This window comes from Flammeovirga sp. SJP92 (assembly GCF_001583495.1).
Classification (GTDB): Bacteria; Bacteroidota; Bacteroidia; order Cytophagales; family Flammeovirgaceae; genus Flammeovirga.
In genome coordinates this window covers 61285-82002 of record NZ_LQAQ01000119.1, presented here as the reverse complement: position 1 = coordinate 82002, position 20718 = coordinate 61285, and the positions used below count along the sequence as shown (strand labels likewise).

Genomic DNA, 20718 nt, shown 5'->3' with positions numbered 1-20718 from the left:
ACTATGTCTATTGAGAAATTAAAAGCAGTCCCAACTTTTGAAGGCGTTCCCGAAGATCAGTTACAGTGGTTGTTAAATCACGGAGAATTGAAGACGTTCAAAGATAAAGAACCTATGTTCCGGCCTGGAGATCCCGCCGAATATCTTTTTGTGGTGTTTGAGGGAGAATTCAGAACCTATATTTTTAATGATAAAGGGAAGAAATACATGGATTCTTTTGGTGTGAATACCGTTTCTGGTGTGCTTCCCTTTTCAAGAATAAAAGAATTTGGAATGCTTTGCCATTCTTGTGGTGAAAGTACCATTTTCCGACTTCATAGGGATTTGTTAGGTGATATGATCCGACACAATTACGAACTCACCGAATGCTTGGTACACACCATGACCACTAGGGTAAGGGAATTTGCTAAAGTGCAGACTCAAAATGAAAAGCTAATGGCTTTAGGGAAAATGAGTGCCGGTTTGGCTCATGAATTAAACAACCCTGCCAGTGCAATGGCCCGAAGTGGCAAAGAGCTCAAAAAGCACCTTTCTTCTGTACCTGAAAGGTTCAAAGCAGTGATGTCCATGAATGTCAATGAAGAGGAAATAGATCACGTCAATACCTTTATACATCAAAAACTTACAGCTCCCAAAACAGCCATGACATTGATAGAAAAGAGTAATCTAGAAGATGACTTAACTGATTTTTTGGAAGACAAAGGTATGGAAGATGTGGATGATATTGTTGGTGCACTTGTGGATTTTCAAATTCAAGAAGAGGATTTGGAAGAAATGTATGATGAACTAGGAGATCAAAACTTTGCCTCTACATTAGGATGGGTAGGCAGTCAGTTGATCACTGAAAAAATGGTGCAGGATATCAGCGAAGCATCCGAAAGAATTTCTTCATTGATTACTTCCATTAAATCCTTCTCCTATATGGACAGAAGTCAGGATATGCAAAAAATGAATGTCCATGAAGGGCTTCAATCTACTGTCAAACTCTTAGAGCATAAGATCCAAAAGCAAGGGCATCAGCTAGACATGAAATTAGCTCCTAATTTGCCTGAAATTGATGGGATGCCAGGCGAATTGAATCAGGTTTGGATGAATATTTTGGCGAACGGTATTGATGCACTGGAAGAAAAAGGAACAATTGGAGTTCGTACTGCTTTTGATGATGAGAATGTAAAAATCTATCTCACGGATACTGGAAAAGGTATTCCAGAAGAGATTAGAAGTAGAATTTTCGAACCCTTTTTTACCACAAAAGGCATTGGCAAAGGAACAGGTCTTGGGCTTGATATCACAAAAAAAATCATTGATAAACATGAAGGTACTATTAAGGTGACAAGTCAACCTGGTAATACAGAATTTAGAATTACACTTCCAATTAAAAGTAATATAGAATAATGGATAAAAAACCGATACTACTACTCGTAGATGATGACCCTCAGGTGCTCCAAGCAGTGAAGAGAGACATGAGAAATCAATACAAAAAAGAATATAAAATATTAGCCACAGACTCTGCCAATGAGGCATTGGACTTAGTCACAGAACTTCGCAACAAAGGAGACGAGATTGCACTGTTTTTAAGTGATCAAAGAATGCCGGAAATGCAAGGAGTAGATTTTCTAGAAAAAGTCAAAGCCGTCTACCCCAATGCTGGCAGGGTATTGCTCACCGCTTACAGTGATACAGATGCCGCTATAAAATCGATTAACGATGCTCAGATTGATTACTATTTATTGAAGCCTTGGGACCCACCGGAGGAGAAATTATATCCGGTGATTGATGATATACTTTCAGAATGGCACGCAAAATTCCAACCTACTTTCAAGGGTATTCGAGTAATGGGTTACCCTTTCTCAAAACTCTCTCATGACATCAAAGATTTCTTAGCCGCCAATCTTATTCCTTATCAATGGCTGGATGTAACCAAAGATGAGGAAGCTCAACAACTTGTGGCCAATAACAATTTAACTTCCGCAGATCTTCCCGTGGTAGTGATGGAAGACGGTAATATTATCCGTCAGCCAGCTCCTACTCAATTGGCGTCCAACCTTGGATTTCATGAGAAAGCCAAAGAAGAAGTGTACGATGTGGTGATTATTGGTGCAGGACCTGCAGGTTTGGCCGCTGCTGTGTATGGTGGTTCGGAAGGATTGAAGACTTTATTAATTGAGAAAAAAGCACCAGGTGGACAGGCAGGAACAAGTTCAAGAATAGAAAATTATCTGGGTTTTCCTAAAGGACTCAGTGGTCAAGATCTCGCTAGAAGAGCCATCACACAAGCTACTCGCTTTGGCATTGAATTCCTTAATCCTAAATCCGTGAATCACATTGACTTTGTAGATAAATACAAAGTTTTAACGCTGGATAGCGGAGAAACCGTGAAAACCAAAAGTGTGGTGTTGACAACTGGGGTGGATTATAGAAAATTGATGACAGAGGGTTTACCTGAGTTAACGGGTGCCGGTGTCTATTATGGAGCAGCAACTACGGAAGCCAATGCTTGTAAAGACAGTCATGTTTTTGTTGTAGGTGGTGGAAACTCCGCAGGACAAGGTGCTATGTACCTTTCTCAATTCTCCAAACAAGTCAGCATTTTGATCCGTCGAGAAGACCTTTCTTCTACCATGTCCCAGTATTTGATTGATCAAATTGATGCTACTCCCAACATCGACCTTAAACCTTTTACACAAATTGTAAAGGGAATTGGTGACGAAAAACTGGAGTCGCTTGTGATTGAAAATATGAAAACAAAAGAGCAAGAAACCTATGATGCTAGAGCCGTATTTATCTTTATTGGGGCCAAACCTTATACCGATTGGTTACCCGAAAATGTCAATAAAGACGAGAAAGGGTTTGTCATCACTGGAAGGGATTTGAATGGTTTAGATTTCAAAAAGTATTGGAAAGAAGACCGTGATCCATTCTTATTGGAAACTTCCGTACCTGGTATTTTTGCCGCTGGCGATGTCCGTTCTGGAGCAATGAACAGAGTGGCTTCAGCAGTAGGAGAAGGAGCCATGAGTATTTCTTTGGTGCATAAATATTTAAGTGAATATTAAACTATGATAATCTATAAGGCGAACGACAATTGGTTTGGGGACATCAAGCACCTTGCCACCAGTTGGACCATGGTGAGAGTGATGAGAGCCGTTTTATTTTTTGGCGTATATACTACCGCTATTTGGTTACTTCATTTTAAATTTTTCCCTGAGAAAGATCAAAGCGTGATTGGTTCAGCTTTCTCTTTATTGGGTATTGTACTGAGTATTTTATTGGTTTTCAGAACAAACAGTGCCTATGACCGTTGGTGGGAAGGAAGAAAACAATGGGGCGCTTTGATCAATAACACAAGAAATTTAGCTGTTTATGCTCATACCATTCTTCCTGCAGAAAATCATCAGTTGCGTTTTTACTTGGCTGTCCGAATCAGTAACTTTTGTCACGCCATGGTAGAGCATTTAAGAGAAGGAACAAACCTTGATATCTTAATTCATTTGACAGAGGAAGATAGAAAAAAATACAGTAAAAGAGGACACGTTCCTAATGCAATTACTCAGGAGATCTACAGTAAAATTGTAACAGAACACAGAAATGGAACAATTACAGATCCTGATTTGATCAATTACGGTCCGCTTCATAAATCGTTGTTGGATATAATTGGTGCATGTGAGAGGATCAAAAAAACACCTATTCCATTTTCCTATGCCGTATTTATGAAGATTTTCATTACAACTTATGGTCTATTACTTCCCATAGCTCTTACACCACAAATGGGGTATTTTGCCATTCCAGTTGTTATGTTGGTGATGTTTGCATTTATAGGCATTGAATTGATGGGAGAAGAAATAGAAGATCCTTTTGGTTTGGACTGTAATAACCTTCCCACAGGAGATATGGCCAAAAGTATACAGAATAACGTTTTTGAAATCTTTGAACTTGATGAAGAGAAAGCGCAGAATGCAAGAAGAGACTTGTATGAAAAAGTCTTTTAGAGTCAATTGAAAACATAATTGTTCTACATTACTGCGGGTAGGCTAACAAGTCTACCCGTTTTTACATCTAAAAATTTACTTGAAAAAAAGGTCTAAAATTATTTCCCCAATTTATTACCCTCTCAAACCCTAAATTTACCAATTCACTATTTCATTCCTTCCATTAATATTGTGATGTGACAAAAACATGTTTACATCCATTGAAATGATAAAATTTCACCCTTAAAAGAAAGTGTTTTTTTATCATCAGTACTAGGACAAAAGAAATGGTATACTTTGAATGAAGAAAATGGATTGTAATGTGATCTATGCAGTGGTTCTTCATTAATAAAAAATCCCATTTATTTTGTACGAGTAGTAAAGTAGGTTTAAACATGTTCGAAAAATTGTTGGTTACATGGTATCCTTTTAATCAACAAATCGAAAATAAAAGCTAAACTAATTTATATATCAACCTTATGAACAATCAAAAAAAGGAAGCTTTAATTCCTAAGGAGTTAATCTTTCCATTTCTATTAGTGACTATTTTATTCCCTATGTGGGGATTTGCCGCCGACATTACCAACCCTTTGGTCGCCGCTTTTTCAAGAATCTTTTTGATGAGTAATTTTGAAGGAGCTTTGATCCAGTTTTGTTTTTATGGAGGATATTGTGCTATGGCCATTCCTGCCGCTATTTTTATCCGAAGAACTTCCTATAAATCAGGAGTAATGATGGGACTTGGACTTTATGCCACAGGAGCACTTTTATTTATTCCCTCCGCGTGGCTTGCAGACTTCTATCCTTTCTTGATTTCTTATTTTATAATGACTTGCGGTTTGTCATTTTTAGAAACAAGTGCCGGTCCGTATGTCCTTTCAATGGGCGCTCCCTCAAGAGCTACACAGCGTTTAAACTTAGCCCAGTCATTTTATCCAGTAGGTTCTTTGATTGGCATGTTTACCGCCAAAAATTTCATTCAAGTAAAGCTTAATGATGCAGATACAGCCACCCGAGAGGCACTATTATCGGCTAACCCTGAGCAATTCAAAATGATTCAATTAGAAGATTTAGATGTGGTCAGCTCACCCTATATTTTTATTGGCCTAATCCTAATAATACTTCTCGTTATCTATAAAGTAAGTAGTATGCCAAATCATTTTGATACAAAAGACCCCTTAAATATCAAAGCAACACTAAAAAGACTGAAGGCAAACCCAAGATATAAAGAAGGCGTTATTGCACAGTTCTTTTATGTAGGAGCCGAAGTGATGTGTTGGACCTTTATTATTCATTATGGTGTGCGTGTATTTATGAACGAGGGTATGACGGAAAAAGTATCAGAGCAAGTTGCCTTAGAATACAACATCTATGCAATGATCACATTTGGCATATGCCGTTTTCTATTCACTTATTTATTGAATTACATAAAATCAGGTCAACTGCTTAAAATTGTCGCTTTGATGGCCATAGGATTTACACTTGCATTAATTCTGATTGATGGCAGATGGGGTATTTATAGTTTCATAGGCATCTCAGGATGTTTGTCGATGATGTGGCCTACTATTTTCGGATCTGCACTAACGGGAATGAAATCAGACTCAAAAATTGCTTCAGCTGGAATGATCTTAGTGATTGGAGGCGGTTCGCTTCTTCCTCCTCTTCAAGGTAAATTAATTGATATTGGAGAAGCAACCGGCAACTTGCTTGGAATTCCTCCAGTCAATGCTTCATTTGTGCTCGTCCTGATTTGCTTTATCGTCATTGGAATTTATGGATATAGGCTTCAAAAAATTCATGATCCTAAATTCGAAAAAGAAGGACAATTACCTCTTGAAGCCAGAGAATCATAAACAAGTAATGACTTACCTATCCTATTGAAAACTAAGTTTTCATTATTTATAGTGCTTAGAAATCAGGAGATTTCTGATGAACTGAAGGACACAAATGACGCTAACGCTTAACATTCGAGCCAAAGGGGTTTATACCTTTTTTAGTTTGGTAGTACTCCCCCTGGCATTGAAGGGAAAAGCGTTAAGAATTTCATGAATTGAGCCAGGAAAATGATTTTCTTGTTTGAGCAAAGCGAGTTTAAAATCATTTAGGTGAGAGGAATGGAATTTAGCTTTTGACTTCTAAGCCTAGATTTTTTGCTTCGTTTTTCATCAATGGAAAAATGAAGAAGAAGGAAGGTTGAAAGTAGGACCTTCAAAGCTTATAGAAATGTCGAGTGAAAGTTGAGGGTAATTTTGTTTACAATATACTTATTGAACACATTAAAAATTAAGACGAAATGAAAACTGAAAGAGAAAAAATGCTTAGTGGAGAATTGTATTGTTTCAATGATCCAGAATTACTAAAACAACGATATGAAGCTCGTCTTCTTTGCGAAGAATTCAATCAACTTAGCATCACACAGCAAGAAGAGAAAGTACAACTACTTCAAACACTATTTGGGAGTGTAGGCGAAGGCATCGCCATTGAACCCGGTTTCTATTGTGATTATGGTTTCAATATTCACTGTGGAAAAAACGTCTCCATGAACTTCAACTGCCTCATTTTAGATTCCTTAAAAGTGACCTTAGAAGATGGAGTAATGCTAGGACCTGGCGTTCACCTCATTGGAGATACCCATTCTACAGATCCCCGAACTCGCCCGCATTTAGGAAGGTCAGGAGAAATCACCATCAAGAAAAACTGTTGGCTTGGGGCCGGAGTAACTGTTATGCCCGGAGTCACAATTGGTGAAGGCACAACCGTTGGAGCCAATAGTGTTGTTACTAAAGACCTTCCACCAAATGTTGTAGCAGTAGGAAGCCCGGCAAGGGTGATCAAAAAGCTAGACTACTAAAAATAATAAGACCAGCCATAATTGAAGTTTATGACTGGTCTTTTATTTTCAGGATAACTATCTATTGATACAATGAAAACAAGTGAATTACTCTTTCCTTCATTCTCTCTCTAAAGGTAGAAGGGCTTAAAACATAAAGATCTTCACCGAAAGAAAGTAACTGCGTTTCTAACTCTTTGTTAGGGATTACATCAATAGAAAATAATGTCCCTTCTCCTTCTGCCCCTAATTTTTTTTGTGTACAATGAAGCGGTTTGGTCTCAACATATGGTGCTCTGCTATTATGAACCCAGAATTTTATCACAATGGTCTCATCTCCTAACTTTGACACCCCGATAAAATCATCAAAATATTCCTTGAAATCTATATTCAGGTTAGGAATAAACTCCACGTTTCTGGCTTCTTTAATACATAATATTCTATCAAGGGCAATCACTGTTAAAGTGTCAAATCTTTCATCTTGTCCTAACAAAAACCAACGATTGTTATATTGTTTTAGATAGTAAGGATGAAGTTCAAATTGGTTTTCTTCCTCTGATAAGAAGCTTTTATAGCGAATATGAAGGACTTTTTCATAGAAGACAGCATCAAATAATTCACTTAAATACCCCAATCCTACCAAATCAACATTTGATTCAAAACCAATGACTTCCCTTTCGTTATCTTCCAATTGAAAAGAAGTTTCTAGCTTTTTCTTAATTTCATAAACCCATTCAAATTGGGGTAGTCCTTCAAAACGACTCATCACCTGAAACGCAGCCTTTAACTGATTAGCTTCTTTTTCATTAATAGGCTGATTATTGATCGAAAATGTAGTGTCCTTATATCTATAATAGGTCTTCCTGCCATCTTTGATTCTATCAAGTTCAATTTGAAAACCTTTATCGCTTTCCATAAACTTAATATCATCAAAAATTTGTCTACGTTGAATACCTGTAGTTTTAGAATTAAGCTCAACTAAGCTATTATTACACTCCTCCAATAAATCATCTATAAAATATTTTTTACCTGTATTCCTAAAACATCGATCAAGAGCATTATATCGGATCTGAGCATTTTTATTGATTGGCATTGTGTTAGGTGTTTTTTATCGAAATTTGAAAGAAAGTTTTCTTTTGATGGATAGCTTAAAAGCTTGCAAGAACGTTGATTGTCCTACAGCTAACCAGAAATTCCCTGATTTCTAAATGTTATAAATATTCGAAAACTTAGTCTAGAATGTACTGAGAGCATATTTAGAATATATATTTTAAAAGTAAAAATTTTCCATTTTAGGTTTTGAGGCTATTAATTTCTGAGAAAATTGTGGTTCTATAGTTGATGAAATTAATAAACTCACGTTCTGATAGGGTAATTTTTTACTAAAAGAGATTTTTCAAATATGCTCTAATAGGCAAATAATTAATGTAATTGTATCATAAAGCCATTACTATACATAAACTTAACATCACCACTATCAAATAATTGAATTTGTAATTCATTCCCGTTATCATCCAATACAGTAGCAATTTGATAAGAATTACCATCTTTTGTTTTGGCTTTTTCAAAACCGCTCATATTTTGAAGAAACTCTTTTTTCCCATTATTGAAATAAACGAAAATATCAGAAGTATTTTTATAATTAAAAACGATTGTATTATTACCTTCTTGCCATTTCCCCCATTGACCATTTTCGTATAAGCTAAACTGTGTAAATGACCTCTTAAATTGTGTACTTTCAGTAACTCCTGCCATTCTTTCTTCAAACTTCTCTTGTACTAATTCATCATCTCTTCTCGAAATATAGTAATCCACCTTTTTTGCATAAACTTGCCCGTCAAATTCAAACATAAAAGATATTTTAGTCTTTGAGATTCTAATAAATTGGCCAAAGTTATCCATAAAACAAGTTTGTTTACTTTGCCTTGTTTCTTTTTCTAATAATTCCAATTCATTCTGACGCCAGTCATTATTTCCTTTCTTAAAGTATAAAGTTCCGTCAACAAAATAAAAATAAGAGGGAATACTTTTACTTTTTGTAAGGACAAACCTTTCTTTTGATTCATGCCAATCATACTCTCTAAATTCATGGGTTACAATCCCAATATTATCTTGAGCATAAAGCATTAAAAATTGCTGAAAGAATAGAAGTAAAAAGAATAGTTTTTTCATTATTGATTGTTTTAATTTAACATTTCTCAAAAGTAGAAATGTAGTGTGCAACCAATTCGCATAGTTCAATAATAAGTGGTAATTAAAGTTCGAAATTAACGCTATCAATAGGTTACATGGGGCAGGACATAAGTACAAATTCAAAATTATCTAATACTAATTCTATTTATTGTTTTGCGATAACTTCCTTCAAAAAACTTCCAATAGAACCACTATTAATACGTTTTTTAGCGTTGTACTCACAAAAAATAAATTAGAATTAACTATGATTTATTTTTGACTTAGTACTTATTTCTTTATTTAGATTCAGGTCTCTTTGGTTTTAGTTATTATTGACGGTGTGAAACATGTCTCTCACTTTCAAGATATGCTGTCGCTGTCTTTTAAGCTGGTTGATCCTTTGAAAATCCAAGAGTTGTTTTTTTGCACTTCTCTGATCTATTATTTTCTGTTCTTTTAGAATTTCATTATCCAACTCTTCAATAATTTCCCAAAAACTTGATTCAATTTCATCTAGCATAATCTTCACTTTTTACATACAGATAGTATTGGTCCAAAATGATTGCTTCCCTTTTGGTTTTCCCTGCCTTCTGCCCAACAACCACTGATGGCTCCATCCAAGTACAAAGCGTCTTTACATCCTAATTTTTTAAACATACTTGCCAATTGATAGAATCGAACAGGTTCTTCAGAAATGATCATCACTACTGTATTTTCATCAATAACCCCAATACCATTTCTATAATGAAAATTTGGAGACTCTTTCCCTAATACACTGTTGATCACACCATTTTCAACCAACATCGGTCCCGACTGCGTTGCAAGTTTAATCTGCTGTGTAGGGTATTGATAAGCTGATGTTTTTAGTATTTTAGCTTCATGGGCCTGAGTAATGAAAAAGACACCATTGCTTGGCAAATAAAAATTACCATACCCTTCTTTTTTTCGGTCTATATTCACTTTTTCAATACCGTTTTCTATGTATAAACCTTTCGGTAAATAGGAAGAAGTAAACATACCTGCATTCATCAAAAATAGAACATCTTCTCCCATGTGATCTAACTTCTTTTTTAAATAGTCTAAGGAAGGTTGGGCTTCACTCTGTTCCTGAAGATGTAGTTGTATCTTATATTCTGAAAGTGAAATTTTTACAACTGTAAATTTTTTCCCTCCATATCCTTTCATTGTCATCACAGGCTCTATATTCTTTGTCTTTTGTGATACTTGAAACTCCAATGTAGAAATAGCTTGTTTTTGTTGCACAATGACCTGTTGTAAGGCTGAAAGTTGCACCTTCAATGTTCTCTGTGTCTCCAGCATTTTTTGTTGTTCAGCAAGTAATTGATGGTTAAGTGAGTCTGTGCTATGACTAAAACCTTGAATAGTCTCTTTTAATACCATTATTTCTTTTTGCAATTCAGAGGCTACGATCTGTGATGCTACTAACTCTTCCTGAAGTAAGAGAAGAACGCTATCTTTTTGAGTCACTAAGTGTCTATTGTTTTCAATTACATCAGAAAGAGAATCATTCTTGATGGATAAATTTTGGAGTTCTTTTGTTTTTTGAGATTGGTAATCTCTGACATATTTTTTTGTAAACAGCAGTGCATTGTCTTTATTACATCCCGTTAAAACTACTATCAGGATCATTATTTGAATAAATCTTCTCATCTTATTGGATTATTATAAATTGTTGTATTGTTTTCGATATGGTCACATTCCAATTGTATACCCTATTAGGAATACATAATTGTGCATTTTCATCATAGCTTATCAGAATACCATCCTGAAGTCCTAATGCTTTTAAATTATAAATTAATGTTGACCTAGAAAAGTAGCCTGACTTTAGGTGGCATTCAAGAATTTTGAGTTGTTGTTTCTCGTCTAACCCTAATACTATGGCTTTCTGATATAGTGGATCAGCTTTTACATTATTAATATTAAACTGTTTACTAAAAAGTAAATCCTCAAATGCTACTGCGTTTTGAATATTGACTTTTGAAAGGTACTCCCAATCTTCCGAAAACAGTAAATGATATCTTCCTGTAGCTTCCTTTGCAACAATAACCTGTCCTCTTTTTAGTAGAGCCGAATCGACAACATGACCATCTTCCATCAACACTGTTGAACGTTCTGAGGATTGATAATTTCCTACCAACTGTAGTTGCTTATTATGTTTTAAAAATACTCCCCAAAATGCTCCGATACGGTTAAATTCATTACTCTCTTCTAATTTAATTTGTGCTTCTAAAGGAAAAGTATACTGCGTAAAATTAGCAGGCTGATGCTCCTTATTTCTTACTACCGCTATCATACTTGCAAAAGCACTTTTGGAGGAATGTATGTACTGATGACCAACCTTCATATTGGAAATAGCCCCATCAAGATAAAGTGCGTTTTTACATGCAAGTTCATCTCTAAAAAAAGAGGAGAGCTCATAAAAAGTTACTGGGTTTTTAGAGCACACAAAATACGTTGTTCCATCTGCATCTACTCCCACAGCATTTCTAATAAACCTTGATTTAGATGCTGTTGAAAATTTTGGATTGATAATACCCTTATAGAGTAACAATGGACCTGATTGGACTGCATAACTTACATTGCTCTGCCTCTCCTCGGTTTCCCAATGAGTACTTTTTATAATCGCAGTTTTTTGCATTTTATCTACCAAAAAAATACCATTAGGTTCCATATAAAAATTTCCCTTTCCTTTTTTCTGATTTAAGGGACGGTATGTTTTACCATTTTCTATGTATAGACCTTCCGGTGCAAGAGCAGGATTAAAGATACCTGCATTCATTGAAAAAAGTACCTCCTGATTGGGGTAGCTTTTCTCAATGTTTGCTAATGACTTCAACGCTTTGCCTTGTTCATTTTTCCAAAACATTTTGATAGTTTCTACTTTATTTTCAGCATTCAGCTGATACACATAATATAGATTGCCATTGATCACTTTTTGGAAAAAACTCTGAGCAAAAACAGAAGAAAAGCCAAAAACTAAAATGAACGTAATAAATAATTTATTCATAATAATAAACTAATAAGTTGGTCGCTTTTTTTTGATCTACAGTACCTGTAACGGTAGGAATATGGTTATTGTGATCGTCATATACTTCTAAAATATCACATCCCCCTGTATCAAGATTTAAAGCACCTGCTACTCTGATATTTCTTGCTGAAAGTGTTGATTTGATATCCTTGGTTACTTGCATTAAGGTTTGATCCTTTACAATATGAAACACGATATGCATCACTTTCCCTTTGCTATCAATTCCCAAAACCAGTATTCTCCTAGTTGCTACATTTTTACTGCTATTATAATTGATTTTCAGTTGGTTGCTATGAATCAATAAGTGGGTTTGAAAAACTGTAGCAGATTCACTTTTTGCCCAGTTAAGCAACGTATTCATTTCATATTTGGGATTAATAGACTTATTTAGACTTCCAAGATACAATTTATTATCGCTGATATTAGAGACTCTAATTCCTCCAATGTGTTCAACAATGACTAAACCATCCATTTTGTTTTCAATCTTTTTATTGACAATTATACCATTATCAACACATACGCCAATTGGGGTATTATAACTAGCAAAACCATTACTATAAGCGCCGCTTGATACTAAAATGATATTTTTTCCAGAGAGCCAATTACTATATTTCTGATAGGCATTTCCTGATGCAAAATATTTTGCCTTTACTCTATTCCCACTGCTGCCTCTATTCATCCATATTGCATAACCGTAACGGATGTTATTTTTATGAAGCGTAAATATCCTAACGTTATCTTCATACATTGCTGAAAACTTTCCTCCCAGTTTATATTGGGCATTAGTCTGCAATGAAAAAAAGATACACGTTATTGCTGTAAATAAAATTTGTTTCATGTTTTGTAATCTATATTTATTGTTTTAATGATAAGTACATTGTAAACTAAACTATCGTCTACTTTCAATCAGTATTTGTATAAGAACATATCTGGAATATCCATTTACTTCTGTCCTACTAGTGCTTATATGATAAAACCAAAATAATGTTTTAAGGCTTCGAGAGTCATAATTAAAAATTACATTTTGGTCTTTTCCATAAAAGGTAAGGTAACAGTAGAAATAGCAGAAGTATTATTCCATAGAAGAGAATGATTTGGTTTTCCTCCAATCGGAAAAGCCCCATCAAAACTTTAGTTTCAAATCTTTTCTTGAGATAGGACCAATTTCCTTCCTGAAAATGATGTTGTGCTTTAGAAAAGTCAGAAACAGGTACTCTTACCAGGAAATTTCTTTCTTTGAGCATCTCCATCAAAGGCTTCACTTCCTTTGCTTCCGTTCCTTCTTTAATCAGCCTTTTTTCAACAGTGGTACTCACATATTGCAAAATAAGGTAAGCCCCATTTTCATATTGCGGAGATATATGCACCAGATAATCTGAAAAATAAATCTGATGCTTCAGCTGACTTATAGATTTTTCACTTTGAGATAACTTAATAATATACTCATCAAATGTTTCATATACCTCCTTCGGTGACATTTCCCCATCAAGAGGATGGGAAAGCAACGCAAGATCACCTTCAAATTGAGCTTCATTGCACCACCCCAAATTGACACAATACAAGTAGAACACTATCAATACATAAATACTTTTCATGGTTTATAATATTTTCACTTCTACTCTTCTATTTTTTCTTTTTCCTTCTTCCGTAGTATTTGAAGCAATGGGACGTCTATCTCCAAAACCTACCGTAGAGATTCTTTCTTTTTCAACCCCTTTCTGACACAACCATCTCTTGACATTGTTGACTCGGAGTTTTGATAATTTTTGATTTTCAGATTTATCCCCTCTGTTATCAGTATGCCCTTCTAGTTGTATTTTAATAGTTGGATTTTTGATTAAATAATCTAAAAGTTTATTCAAGGTAGGTAGCGACGAAGGCTTCCAATCTGGCAACGATTGATAAAACTCCAAATGTTCCAGTACAAAGTGAGCACCTGACTGCTCTGATAGCTTATTGTAAATACTATCGGTTTGATAAATATGTACAGTATCTATTTTGGTAATGGTGATCTTCTGATAAACAGTATCTATTTTGGGTACAATCACAGTTTGCTGTACTTGTACCTGTGAAACAAGCGGTGTTGTTGGATGACAAAAATTAACTCCTTTCATCATGGGTTCATTGAATAGTGAAAGTACATCTGAAGGAGAAAGTGCTTTATTATACATTCTGAAATCATCTATTACTCCATCAAAATATTCCAAGTTTCCAGGAACATCTTTCCCGATATAAAGCGGGTCATTATTGGATATCCATCCTTTTTTTAATTCAAACTGTGCATTTTCTCTTCCATTGACATAAAACTCAACCTTATTTCCCTTACAGCTAACCACAAGATGATACCAAACATCTGGCAGAAAAAGATTGGTTTTCTTCCATGTATTATCTGTAGAGAGTGATACTGTTTCTGAAGTCACTTGAAAACGGAGTTGTGGACTATTAATACCCTCTTTTCCTTGCTTTCCCTTACAGAAAATGGTAAACCATATAAGATCATCCCATTCTTCAGGGGCATTTGCTTTTGCCCAAACCGCTATTGTAAATTCTTTTTTTACTTTTGAAGAGAAGCGACTATCCTTCCATTCCAAAGCAGTATTATGTTCAAAACGCAACCCTCCACATTCCATTAGAAAATGGTCCTTTGTATAATCTACACTTTGATTAGCTACAAGTGTTGTTGATGAAACTTTATCTGTCAATGTATGGTTAAAATCAAAATGATAAACCATCTGTGCATAAGTACAGTACGAAAACAATTGTAACAGAAAGAGGAAAAATATTTTATGCATAACCTATTTTGATCTTACCCAAACTTCTAAATAACCTTGCATTTCATTTGCATAATAAAATGTCATATTCTCATCATAGACATGTTGCTCCAAAAACTGACCTGAATGTGACTTGATAAAAGTTTCAAAAAAAGTCAGAAAACCATCAGACTTCGTCATTTCAACACCTTCTTGACTGAAGGAGCGGAGAGCAATACTGCCTTCAGACACCCTGTCTACAGCATTTTGAGGAGGAAGTTGATTTTCAATTTCAAAATCAATCTGTTGTAATTCTTTTTGTTGCTGTAAGGAGGTTAGAAGTTGCTTCACAATAACCTGATCCTCCTTTAAGCAAGGAATTAGCTTTATTTTTTTAAGGGAAGAGAAACTGATTGGTGTATACTCTATCTCCAATAGTTTGGCCTGATTGTTAAACGTCACACTCCCGAAACGATCCAATAGACTTTGCCCTAATAATGAGGCGGCATCATCTGAAGGCGTGATATAGCCTTCAATATTCCGAAGAATAAGATCTCCTATCTGTAATTGACTAATCTTAAACGTATAAACTTCAACCAAACTTCCATCAGCCAGTGCTACCTGTCGTTTACCTGTCACGTGATGTTGATAAATTACACCTTGTTGTACTAAACTAATAAAGGTTTTTCTATTTAAAGTTACTCCAGACGCTCCAGTATCAATAATACAAGTCTGTGGTACTCCATTCACTTTAATATCAATATACTTCACACCCGCATTGTGAACATCTCTGTAAGGCACTTTGGTTTGTTTTACTTGAGCCAAACCTTGAATACTGACCAAACAGATTAAAAGTGTTATTATTTTTCTCATATTTAAATCAACTTTTTTGTAAATTTTCTGCAACTTAAGCGGGTACTGTGCAACCAATTCACATAGTTTGAGATACAGGAAAGAAAAATAATTTTAACAATTGTTCAATACCCAGAAAACCTAAATCCACCAACACATATATTTTAGAGGTGTACAGATTGATCTGATCCCATAAAGTTTTATCATGCACACTCCCATTATATGTTTCTCCCAAATAATGGATATATCCATTTGTGTCAGAAAAGCATGGTTCTTTACTGTATGAGTCTTCTTTTTACGGTTAAATTGATCCTTTTGAACTTCGTAGTTGACGTTTATATAAATCTGTTTTTCAGTTATATCAAAAAGAAAACAATCAAGGTGGTCTGATATTGAAAAGTCACTATCTCTTTTAAGAAGTACATTTAGCTTATGGAGTAAATCTGTAAAAAATGGCTAATTACGGCACATCAATTAAGGATCAAATTTAGTAACAAAATGCCAATCAACCTTTAATCAGAAGGTCTACTTTTTGGCACAAAAAAAGTGAACCTTACCGAAAAAAGAAATTTAATTGAGGAATAAGAAGAAAATTAAAAATTCAGAAGAAAACGAGACAGCATTCAACTGAAACTTCCTTCACTCGTTATAGAAAATCTTATCTACTTTAAACATAAACTAATAGAGAAAATTACCATCACATCTCAACATGCCTTATCTTTACCTTCAGCACTCTTTCACTAAAGACTACTCTAAATCATGAATACCAACTCTGAAAAAGCAAAGAAAAGACTCTACATCATCATTGGGATTTTAGTAATCACAAGCCTTGTGCTTGAATTTATTCAACATAATCACCTGGAACAAACTGCATTGTTATTTATTGGTATTCCGGCTTTGATTGCACTGATGGTCATCAAATATTCCAAAACACCTAAAACTGCTTACGGAGTCGCTTTTCAAGTAATTACACTGTTTTTATTAATGGCTTCGATATTATTTGGGGAGGGAACAATTTGTATAATCATATCAGCTCCTCTCTTTTACGGAATTACTTTTCTAATCATATTTATCATTCAACTCATTAATAAGAAAAAGGATAATAAGGCATATACTTTGGTTGTAGTTCCTATTATTATTGTCCTCTTTCAACCTTCACAAATGCTCATTGCTCCTTCCGTTACTACCGTAACTACTTCAAAAATATTAGATCATCAGGTGTCTATTTCTGCATTACAACAACAACCTAATTTCTTAGAAGATTATCCATCGGTTTTCAATTTAGGTTTTCCTAAACCACAAAATATTAAAGGAGAAGGTTTGAATGTCGGGGATCAAAGGCATATTCAATTTCTTTCGAATACCAAAGGTATTGGAACATTGAGTTTAGTGATTGATGAAGTAGCACCCCATAAAATCATCTTCAATATCCTTTCTGATGACACACATATAAATCATTGGCTGACTTGGAAAAAGGTAACTGTAGAAATTGAAAACCGAGAACATCAAAGCATTGTCACTTGGACTTCTAGTTATACTTGTGACCTTGGTCCAAAATGGTACTTTGGTCCAATTGAATCTTATGTAGTTAATGTAATGAACCAACATTTAATCCATTCTTATTTTGATGGAAATAGCAACAATTAGATCTATTTGTATTGTACTTACTTTTCTTTTTTTAGGATGGCTTTCATTGAAAAAGAAACAAGAAGTTCAACAAAATTGGGCTATTTTTAATAGTCTTATTTATGTTGGAACTACATTGCCAATTGTCAACTATCTTTTGGTGGAAAATGGATTTTGGGCTTTTTCTGAGGAAAATCAAATCAAGATGCCTTATGATTTTTATTTTCTATGGACCGTACAATGGGGTATTATTCCAACATTGTTCTTAAAGAAGCATCACTTTAAGTTTTTAATTCTCATCATTCTATGGGTGGATATCATTATAATGCCAGAGTTAGAGAAATATGGCATTCTTCAATTACATGAACAATGGATATGGGGAGAAATCATAATGATTGCCTTCGTTTTTATACCAGCATATTATTGGGCTTATATTTTCTATCATCAAAAGTATAATGGAATAAGAGCTTCTTTTCAAGTTTTGATAATGATGTTGTTATTCTTTGTCTGCCTGCCTTTCCTCCTTTTTATTTATAAACAAATTCCACAACCTACATACCACTGGTCATCAATACAATTTCAAATTTTGATGATTATTGCCTTTCCCTCTCTAATTGCTGTACAAGATTTAGTCACTAAAGGTAACGGTACTCCATTTCCATATGACCCTACAAAACAACTTGTAAGAAATGGAGTCTATGCTTATTGCAGAAACCCTATCCAATGGTCTATGACTTTTATTTTTTTACCCTTGAGTTATTATTATCAAAGTCCCATTTTCCTTATAGGAAGTGTTATTTCCATAGCCTATGTGATTGGTGTTTCTGAATTTCACGAATATGACGATATGGAAAATCGATTTGGGGATATTTGGTCCAATTATTTAAAAGAAGTACCAAAATGGTATTTCCTTTGGGTTCCAACTTCAATTCCCAAAGGGACAATTTATTTTGATGCCAACTGCCATCAATGTTCACAGATAGAACAATGGTTCCAAAAAAGAAATTGTATTCACCTCGATATTAAGCCTGCTTCTACTTACAAAGGAGAGCCCCTTACAAAAGTAACTTATGTTGATGTGAATGGTCATATTGAAAATGGTGTGAATGCTGTTGGTCAAGCACTAGAGCATATTCATTTAGGTTATGCTTCTTTAGGTTGGTTGATTCGTTTTTTTCCAGTAAGTTTTTTACTACAATCAATTGTAGATGCTATGATTTTTGATAGAAATGAGGAATGCGAAATGAAAGAGTAAGTTTTAAACATGAAAAAATTCTATTTCTTAGATAATGACTACCAAGTTAACTCAGAAGGATAATTACCATCAATTCGTTGCCTTGCTCTTTTAGTGAAAGATGGATATTTTTTTTCTAATTCTAGACGTAATTCCGGAAAAGTGCATGTCATATATAAAGCGATATACAATGGCTTCTGATATTCTGGAAGGTCTTTATATTCCATCACTAAATCAAATTTTTCCAACTTCAATAAGTTCAAAAAAACCTGTTCTCTTCTTAATTGATTGAGTCTGTCATTTTGCTCTAAAAATACAATGGAAAGGTCTTTCAAAATAACATCATTGTTGATAAATTGAAATAAGTCGATGGTCGCTATTTTCATTGAATCCTTTTGAACAGCCTTTTCGATCATTCTATCATAATTCCCTTTTCTGTAGGAAAGAAATAAATAAAGGAAGCGATTGTCGCCTTCTAAAATCGCTTTTTCTATTAAGGGATAATTTTGTTCATTAACTGGAATCCTCTCTATAGTGTATTTAGTCAGTAAATCCGTTTTTCCAAAGGAGTAAAGCAAATGAAATAACTTTGTTCGGATACTCTGATTTGATGTTGTAAAGCATGATTCTAAATAATATTCTATCAACAATTGCTCTGTTATTAGGCACCCATCAATCCTACTTATTTTCAATCCATTAGAGATGTTATTTTGAATTACAGTAAGTACTTTGAGTGAATTATTCAGACATAGTTGTTGGAAAGCATAGCACCTGACCAATAGATTTTCACTGGATTGTAATACTACTAGTTCCTTTTCATTAAGTTGTTTAGTTAAACTTAATGCTATGGATTTCTGAGGTGAATACCGTCCATCTTCGTAGATATATTCACTTTCGAGCATTTCATATTTTCCTAAAAAATTCTGTAAACTATCAATAGTTCTCGAGTATGTATTAGTGGAAATCAGGAAAAATGAAGTAAGAGTAATTAGTGATAGTAGTTTCATTAGTATTTAGTAAAAGAATTGAAATCAGTAACTTCAGCTAATTGAAGCTCGCGTTCTTAGGTATGACATAATTGATGTCGTAATTTAGTAAAAACACATTTCTAATAAAAATCAAATTCTTTACATTTTCAATAAGACGCTACTTACTACCTTTTCTTTTCAAATTCTTGGATAAGTTCTATATTTTCTCTTTCAAATTCAGTCAACCATTTATCAACTGATTCATGCTGCCCTTGATACCACTCTAATGCTTGAAAGTGTTGATCCATCTTTCCGCCTTCAATAAACTTATAGCCATAGCGTGCAAAGATTTCATTTCTCATCAATTGTAATTCTTCTTTAGACAAAGATTCAAGATCAGAAGAAGTTAAAAATCTTGTGGAAGCTTGTGGGTACTGACCTGAAAAGTAATGCTCTAACTTACTTGACCATTGTCCAAATTCATAATCTTTATGCACATCTAACGAATCCAGTCTCTTAAAGCCTCTCACCCTTTCAGATCCATTATCATAAATTGCAAATTGTCCATTAAACTCATCTGAAAAGAATCTATTGCCTCTTATAAAAGTATAAGTCAAAGTCTCATAACTGATCACCCAAGCCATAGGTTCACCTTCACTCCATCCCCCTCTTTTAATCTGAGCCACCACATCATTTTTATCTTTGAGAATCACCAAAGAATATTCCATTTCAGAATACCCTAAACTGTAAACGCCAATATATTCTGACTCATCTGTTACATTCCATTCTACCACTTTGGTGTCATCAATTTCTTCAACTCCACCAATGGTTTGGGCCTGTAAATTTGAAAATGAAGAAAATATAAATATAAGAGGGAATAGATTTATTGATTTTTGTATAGGGTGTAAAATAATCATACTCAAGGAGAAATTAGTTATACACCAATGAATGATAAAACTTTGAATTTTCAAAATAAGTAGCTGATCATAATTAAATATAGTTTATAAATGTAGAATGAATTGATCTCAGGTAAGGTAAAATTTTTCGTCCTAGCCATAGCTAAGACGAAAAATTTTAACGAAACCTGAGTTTAATTCAAATGCATTTAAGCTATAGATAATTTTGAACAGGTACTTATCAACAAAAACTTAAATCAAATTATTTTACTTTCCACCTTCATTCTTATAGATATCACCTCCTACTAACTCTATCTCTAAGTCATCATTTATCTTATAGGTAGATAAGACCAAATAAGTATTACTAAAAATA

Annotated in this window: 18 protein-coding genes; 7 read left to right on the top strand and 11 right to left on the bottom strand. The window is 34.3% G+C overall.

What is annotated here, in order from left to right:
• Window positions 1-3 precede the first annotated feature (3 nt).
• The 5 genes from AVL50_RS31645 to AVL50_RS31625 all read left to right on the top strand — a co-directional run bounded on the left by AVL50_RS31645 (window position 4) and on the right by AVL50_RS31625 (window position 6819).
• Window positions 4-1395, top strand: coding sequence for an ATP-binding protein (locus tag AVL50_RS31645; RefSeq protein ID WP_062621911.1), 1392 nt, complete (start codon window positions 4-6; stop codon window positions 1393-1395).
• Window positions 1395-3056: a response regulator gene (locus AVL50_RS31640; protein WP_062621909.1), complete on the top strand. Its 1662-nt coding sequence runs from the start codon at window positions 1395-1397 to the stop codon at window positions 3054-3056. The genes AVL50_RS31645 and AVL50_RS31640 overlap by 1 nt, the downstream gene beginning before the upstream one ends.
• A 3-nt stretch (window positions 3057-3059) precedes the next feature.
• Window positions 3060-3989 (top strand): bestrophin family protein, encoded by a 930-nt coding sequence (locus AVL50_RS31635; RefSeq protein ID WP_062621908.1) that lies wholly within the window; start codon window positions 3060-3062, stop codon window positions 3987-3989.
• 458 nt (window positions 3990-4447) lie between these two features.
• Window positions 4448-5821 carry an L-fucose:H+ symporter permease gene (gene fucP, locus AVL50_RS31630; protein ID WP_062621906.1) on the top strand — a complete coding sequence of 458 codons (1374 nt, stop codon included), beginning with the start codon at window positions 4448-4450 and terminating at the stop codon, window positions 5819-5821.
• A gap of 440 nt (window positions 5822-6261) precedes the next feature.
• Complete coding sequence (locus AVL50_RS31625; RefSeq protein WP_062621904.1) at window positions 6262-6819, top strand: sugar O-acetyltransferase; 558 nt, start codon at window positions 6262-6264, stop codon at window positions 6817-6819.
• A 61-nt stretch (window positions 6820-6880) separates the two neighbouring features.
• Here the strand turns inward: AVL50_RS31625 and AVL50_RS31620 are convergent, their stop codons facing one another.
• The 9 genes from AVL50_RS31620 to AVL50_RS31580 form a co-directional block, all read right to left on the bottom strand.
• Window positions 6881-7891: a YafY family protein gene (locus tag AVL50_RS31620; protein ID WP_062621903.1), complete on the bottom strand. Its 1011-nt coding sequence runs from the start codon at window positions 7889-7891 to the stop codon at window positions 6881-6883.
• A 329-nt stretch (window positions 7892-8220) separates the two neighbouring features.
• Window positions 8221-8970 carry a hypothetical protein gene (locus AVL50_RS31615; protein ID WP_157491762.1) on the bottom strand — a complete coding sequence of 250 codons (750 nt, stop codon included), beginning with the start codon at window positions 8968-8970 and terminating at the stop codon, window positions 8221-8223.
• Window positions 8971-9292: 322 nt separating this feature from the next.
• A complete protein-coding gene (locus tag AVL50_RS31610) occupies window positions 9293-9490 on the bottom strand; it encodes a hypothetical protein (protein WP_157491760.1) in 198 nt (65 codons plus the stop codon).
• A 5-nt stretch (window positions 9491-9495) separates the two neighbouring features.
• A complete protein-coding gene (locus AVL50_RS31605) occupies window positions 9496-10620 on the bottom strand; it encodes a phosphodiester glycosidase family protein (RefSeq protein ID WP_172826961.1) in 1125 nt (374 codons plus the stop codon).
• A 22-nt stretch (window positions 10621-10642) separates the two neighbouring features.
• Window positions 10643-11998, bottom strand: a complete 1356-nt coding sequence (locus AVL50_RS31600; RefSeq protein WP_062621894.1) for a phosphodiester glycosidase family protein — start codon at window positions 11996-11998, stop codon at window positions 10643-10645.
• Window positions 11991-12857, bottom strand: coding sequence for a hypothetical protein (locus tag AVL50_RS31595; protein WP_157491758.1), 867 nt, complete (start codon window positions 12855-12857; stop codon window positions 11991-11993). The genes AVL50_RS31600 and AVL50_RS31595 overlap by 8 nt, the downstream gene beginning before the upstream one ends.
• Window positions 12858-13029: 172 nt before the next feature.
• Window positions 13030-13614 (bottom strand): hypothetical protein, encoded by a 585-nt coding sequence (locus AVL50_RS31590; protein WP_157491757.1) that lies wholly within the window; start codon window positions 13612-13614, stop codon window positions 13030-13032.
• Window positions 13615-13617: 3 nt separating this feature from the next.
• The gene (locus tag AVL50_RS31585; protein WP_082796100.1) at window positions 13618-14811 is read right to left on the bottom strand and encodes a LamG-like jellyroll fold domain-containing protein; all 1194 of its coding nucleotides are present in this window, start codon (window positions 14809-14811) and stop codon (window positions 13618-13620) included.
• A 3-nt stretch (window positions 14812-14814) separates the two neighbouring features.
• Window positions 14815-15642 carry a TIGR02281 family clan AA aspartic protease gene (locus AVL50_RS31580; RefSeq protein WP_157491754.1) on the bottom strand — a complete coding sequence of 276 codons (828 nt, stop codon included), beginning with the start codon at window positions 15640-15642 and terminating at the stop codon, window positions 14815-14817.
• A 738-nt stretch (window positions 15643-16380) separates the two neighbouring features.
• Between AVL50_RS31580 and AVL50_RS31575 the strand changes: the two genes are divergently transcribed.
• Both AVL50_RS31575 and AVL50_RS31570 read left to right on the top strand, forming a co-directional pair.
• Complete coding sequence (locus tag AVL50_RS31575) at window positions 16381-17268, top strand: hypothetical protein (RefSeq protein WP_062621885.1); 888 nt, start codon at window positions 16381-16383, stop codon at window positions 17266-17268.
• Window positions 17249-18502 carry an isoprenylcysteine carboxylmethyltransferase family protein gene (locus AVL50_RS31570; protein WP_062621884.1) on the top strand — a complete coding sequence of 418 codons (1254 nt, stop codon included), beginning with the start codon at window positions 17249-17251 and terminating at the stop codon, window positions 18500-18502. The genes AVL50_RS31575 and AVL50_RS31570 overlap by 20 nt, the downstream gene beginning before the upstream one ends.
• A 38-nt stretch (window positions 18503-18540) precedes the next feature.
• Here the strand turns inward: AVL50_RS31570 and AVL50_RS31565 are convergent, their stop codons facing one another.
• Together AVL50_RS31565 and AVL50_RS31560 are read right to left on the bottom strand one after the other, a co-directional pair.
• Complete coding sequence (locus tag AVL50_RS31565; RefSeq protein WP_157491753.1) at window positions 18541-19383, bottom strand: hypothetical protein; 843 nt, start codon at window positions 19381-19383, stop codon at window positions 18541-18543.
• 251 nt (window positions 19384-19634) lie between these two features.
• The gene (locus AVL50_RS31560) at window positions 19635-20366 is read right to left on the bottom strand and encodes a YARHG domain-containing protein (RefSeq protein ID WP_062621879.1); all 732 of its coding nucleotides are present in this window, start codon (window positions 20364-20366) and stop codon (window positions 19635-19637) included.
• Between the last annotated feature and the right edge of the window lie 352 nt (window positions 20367-20718).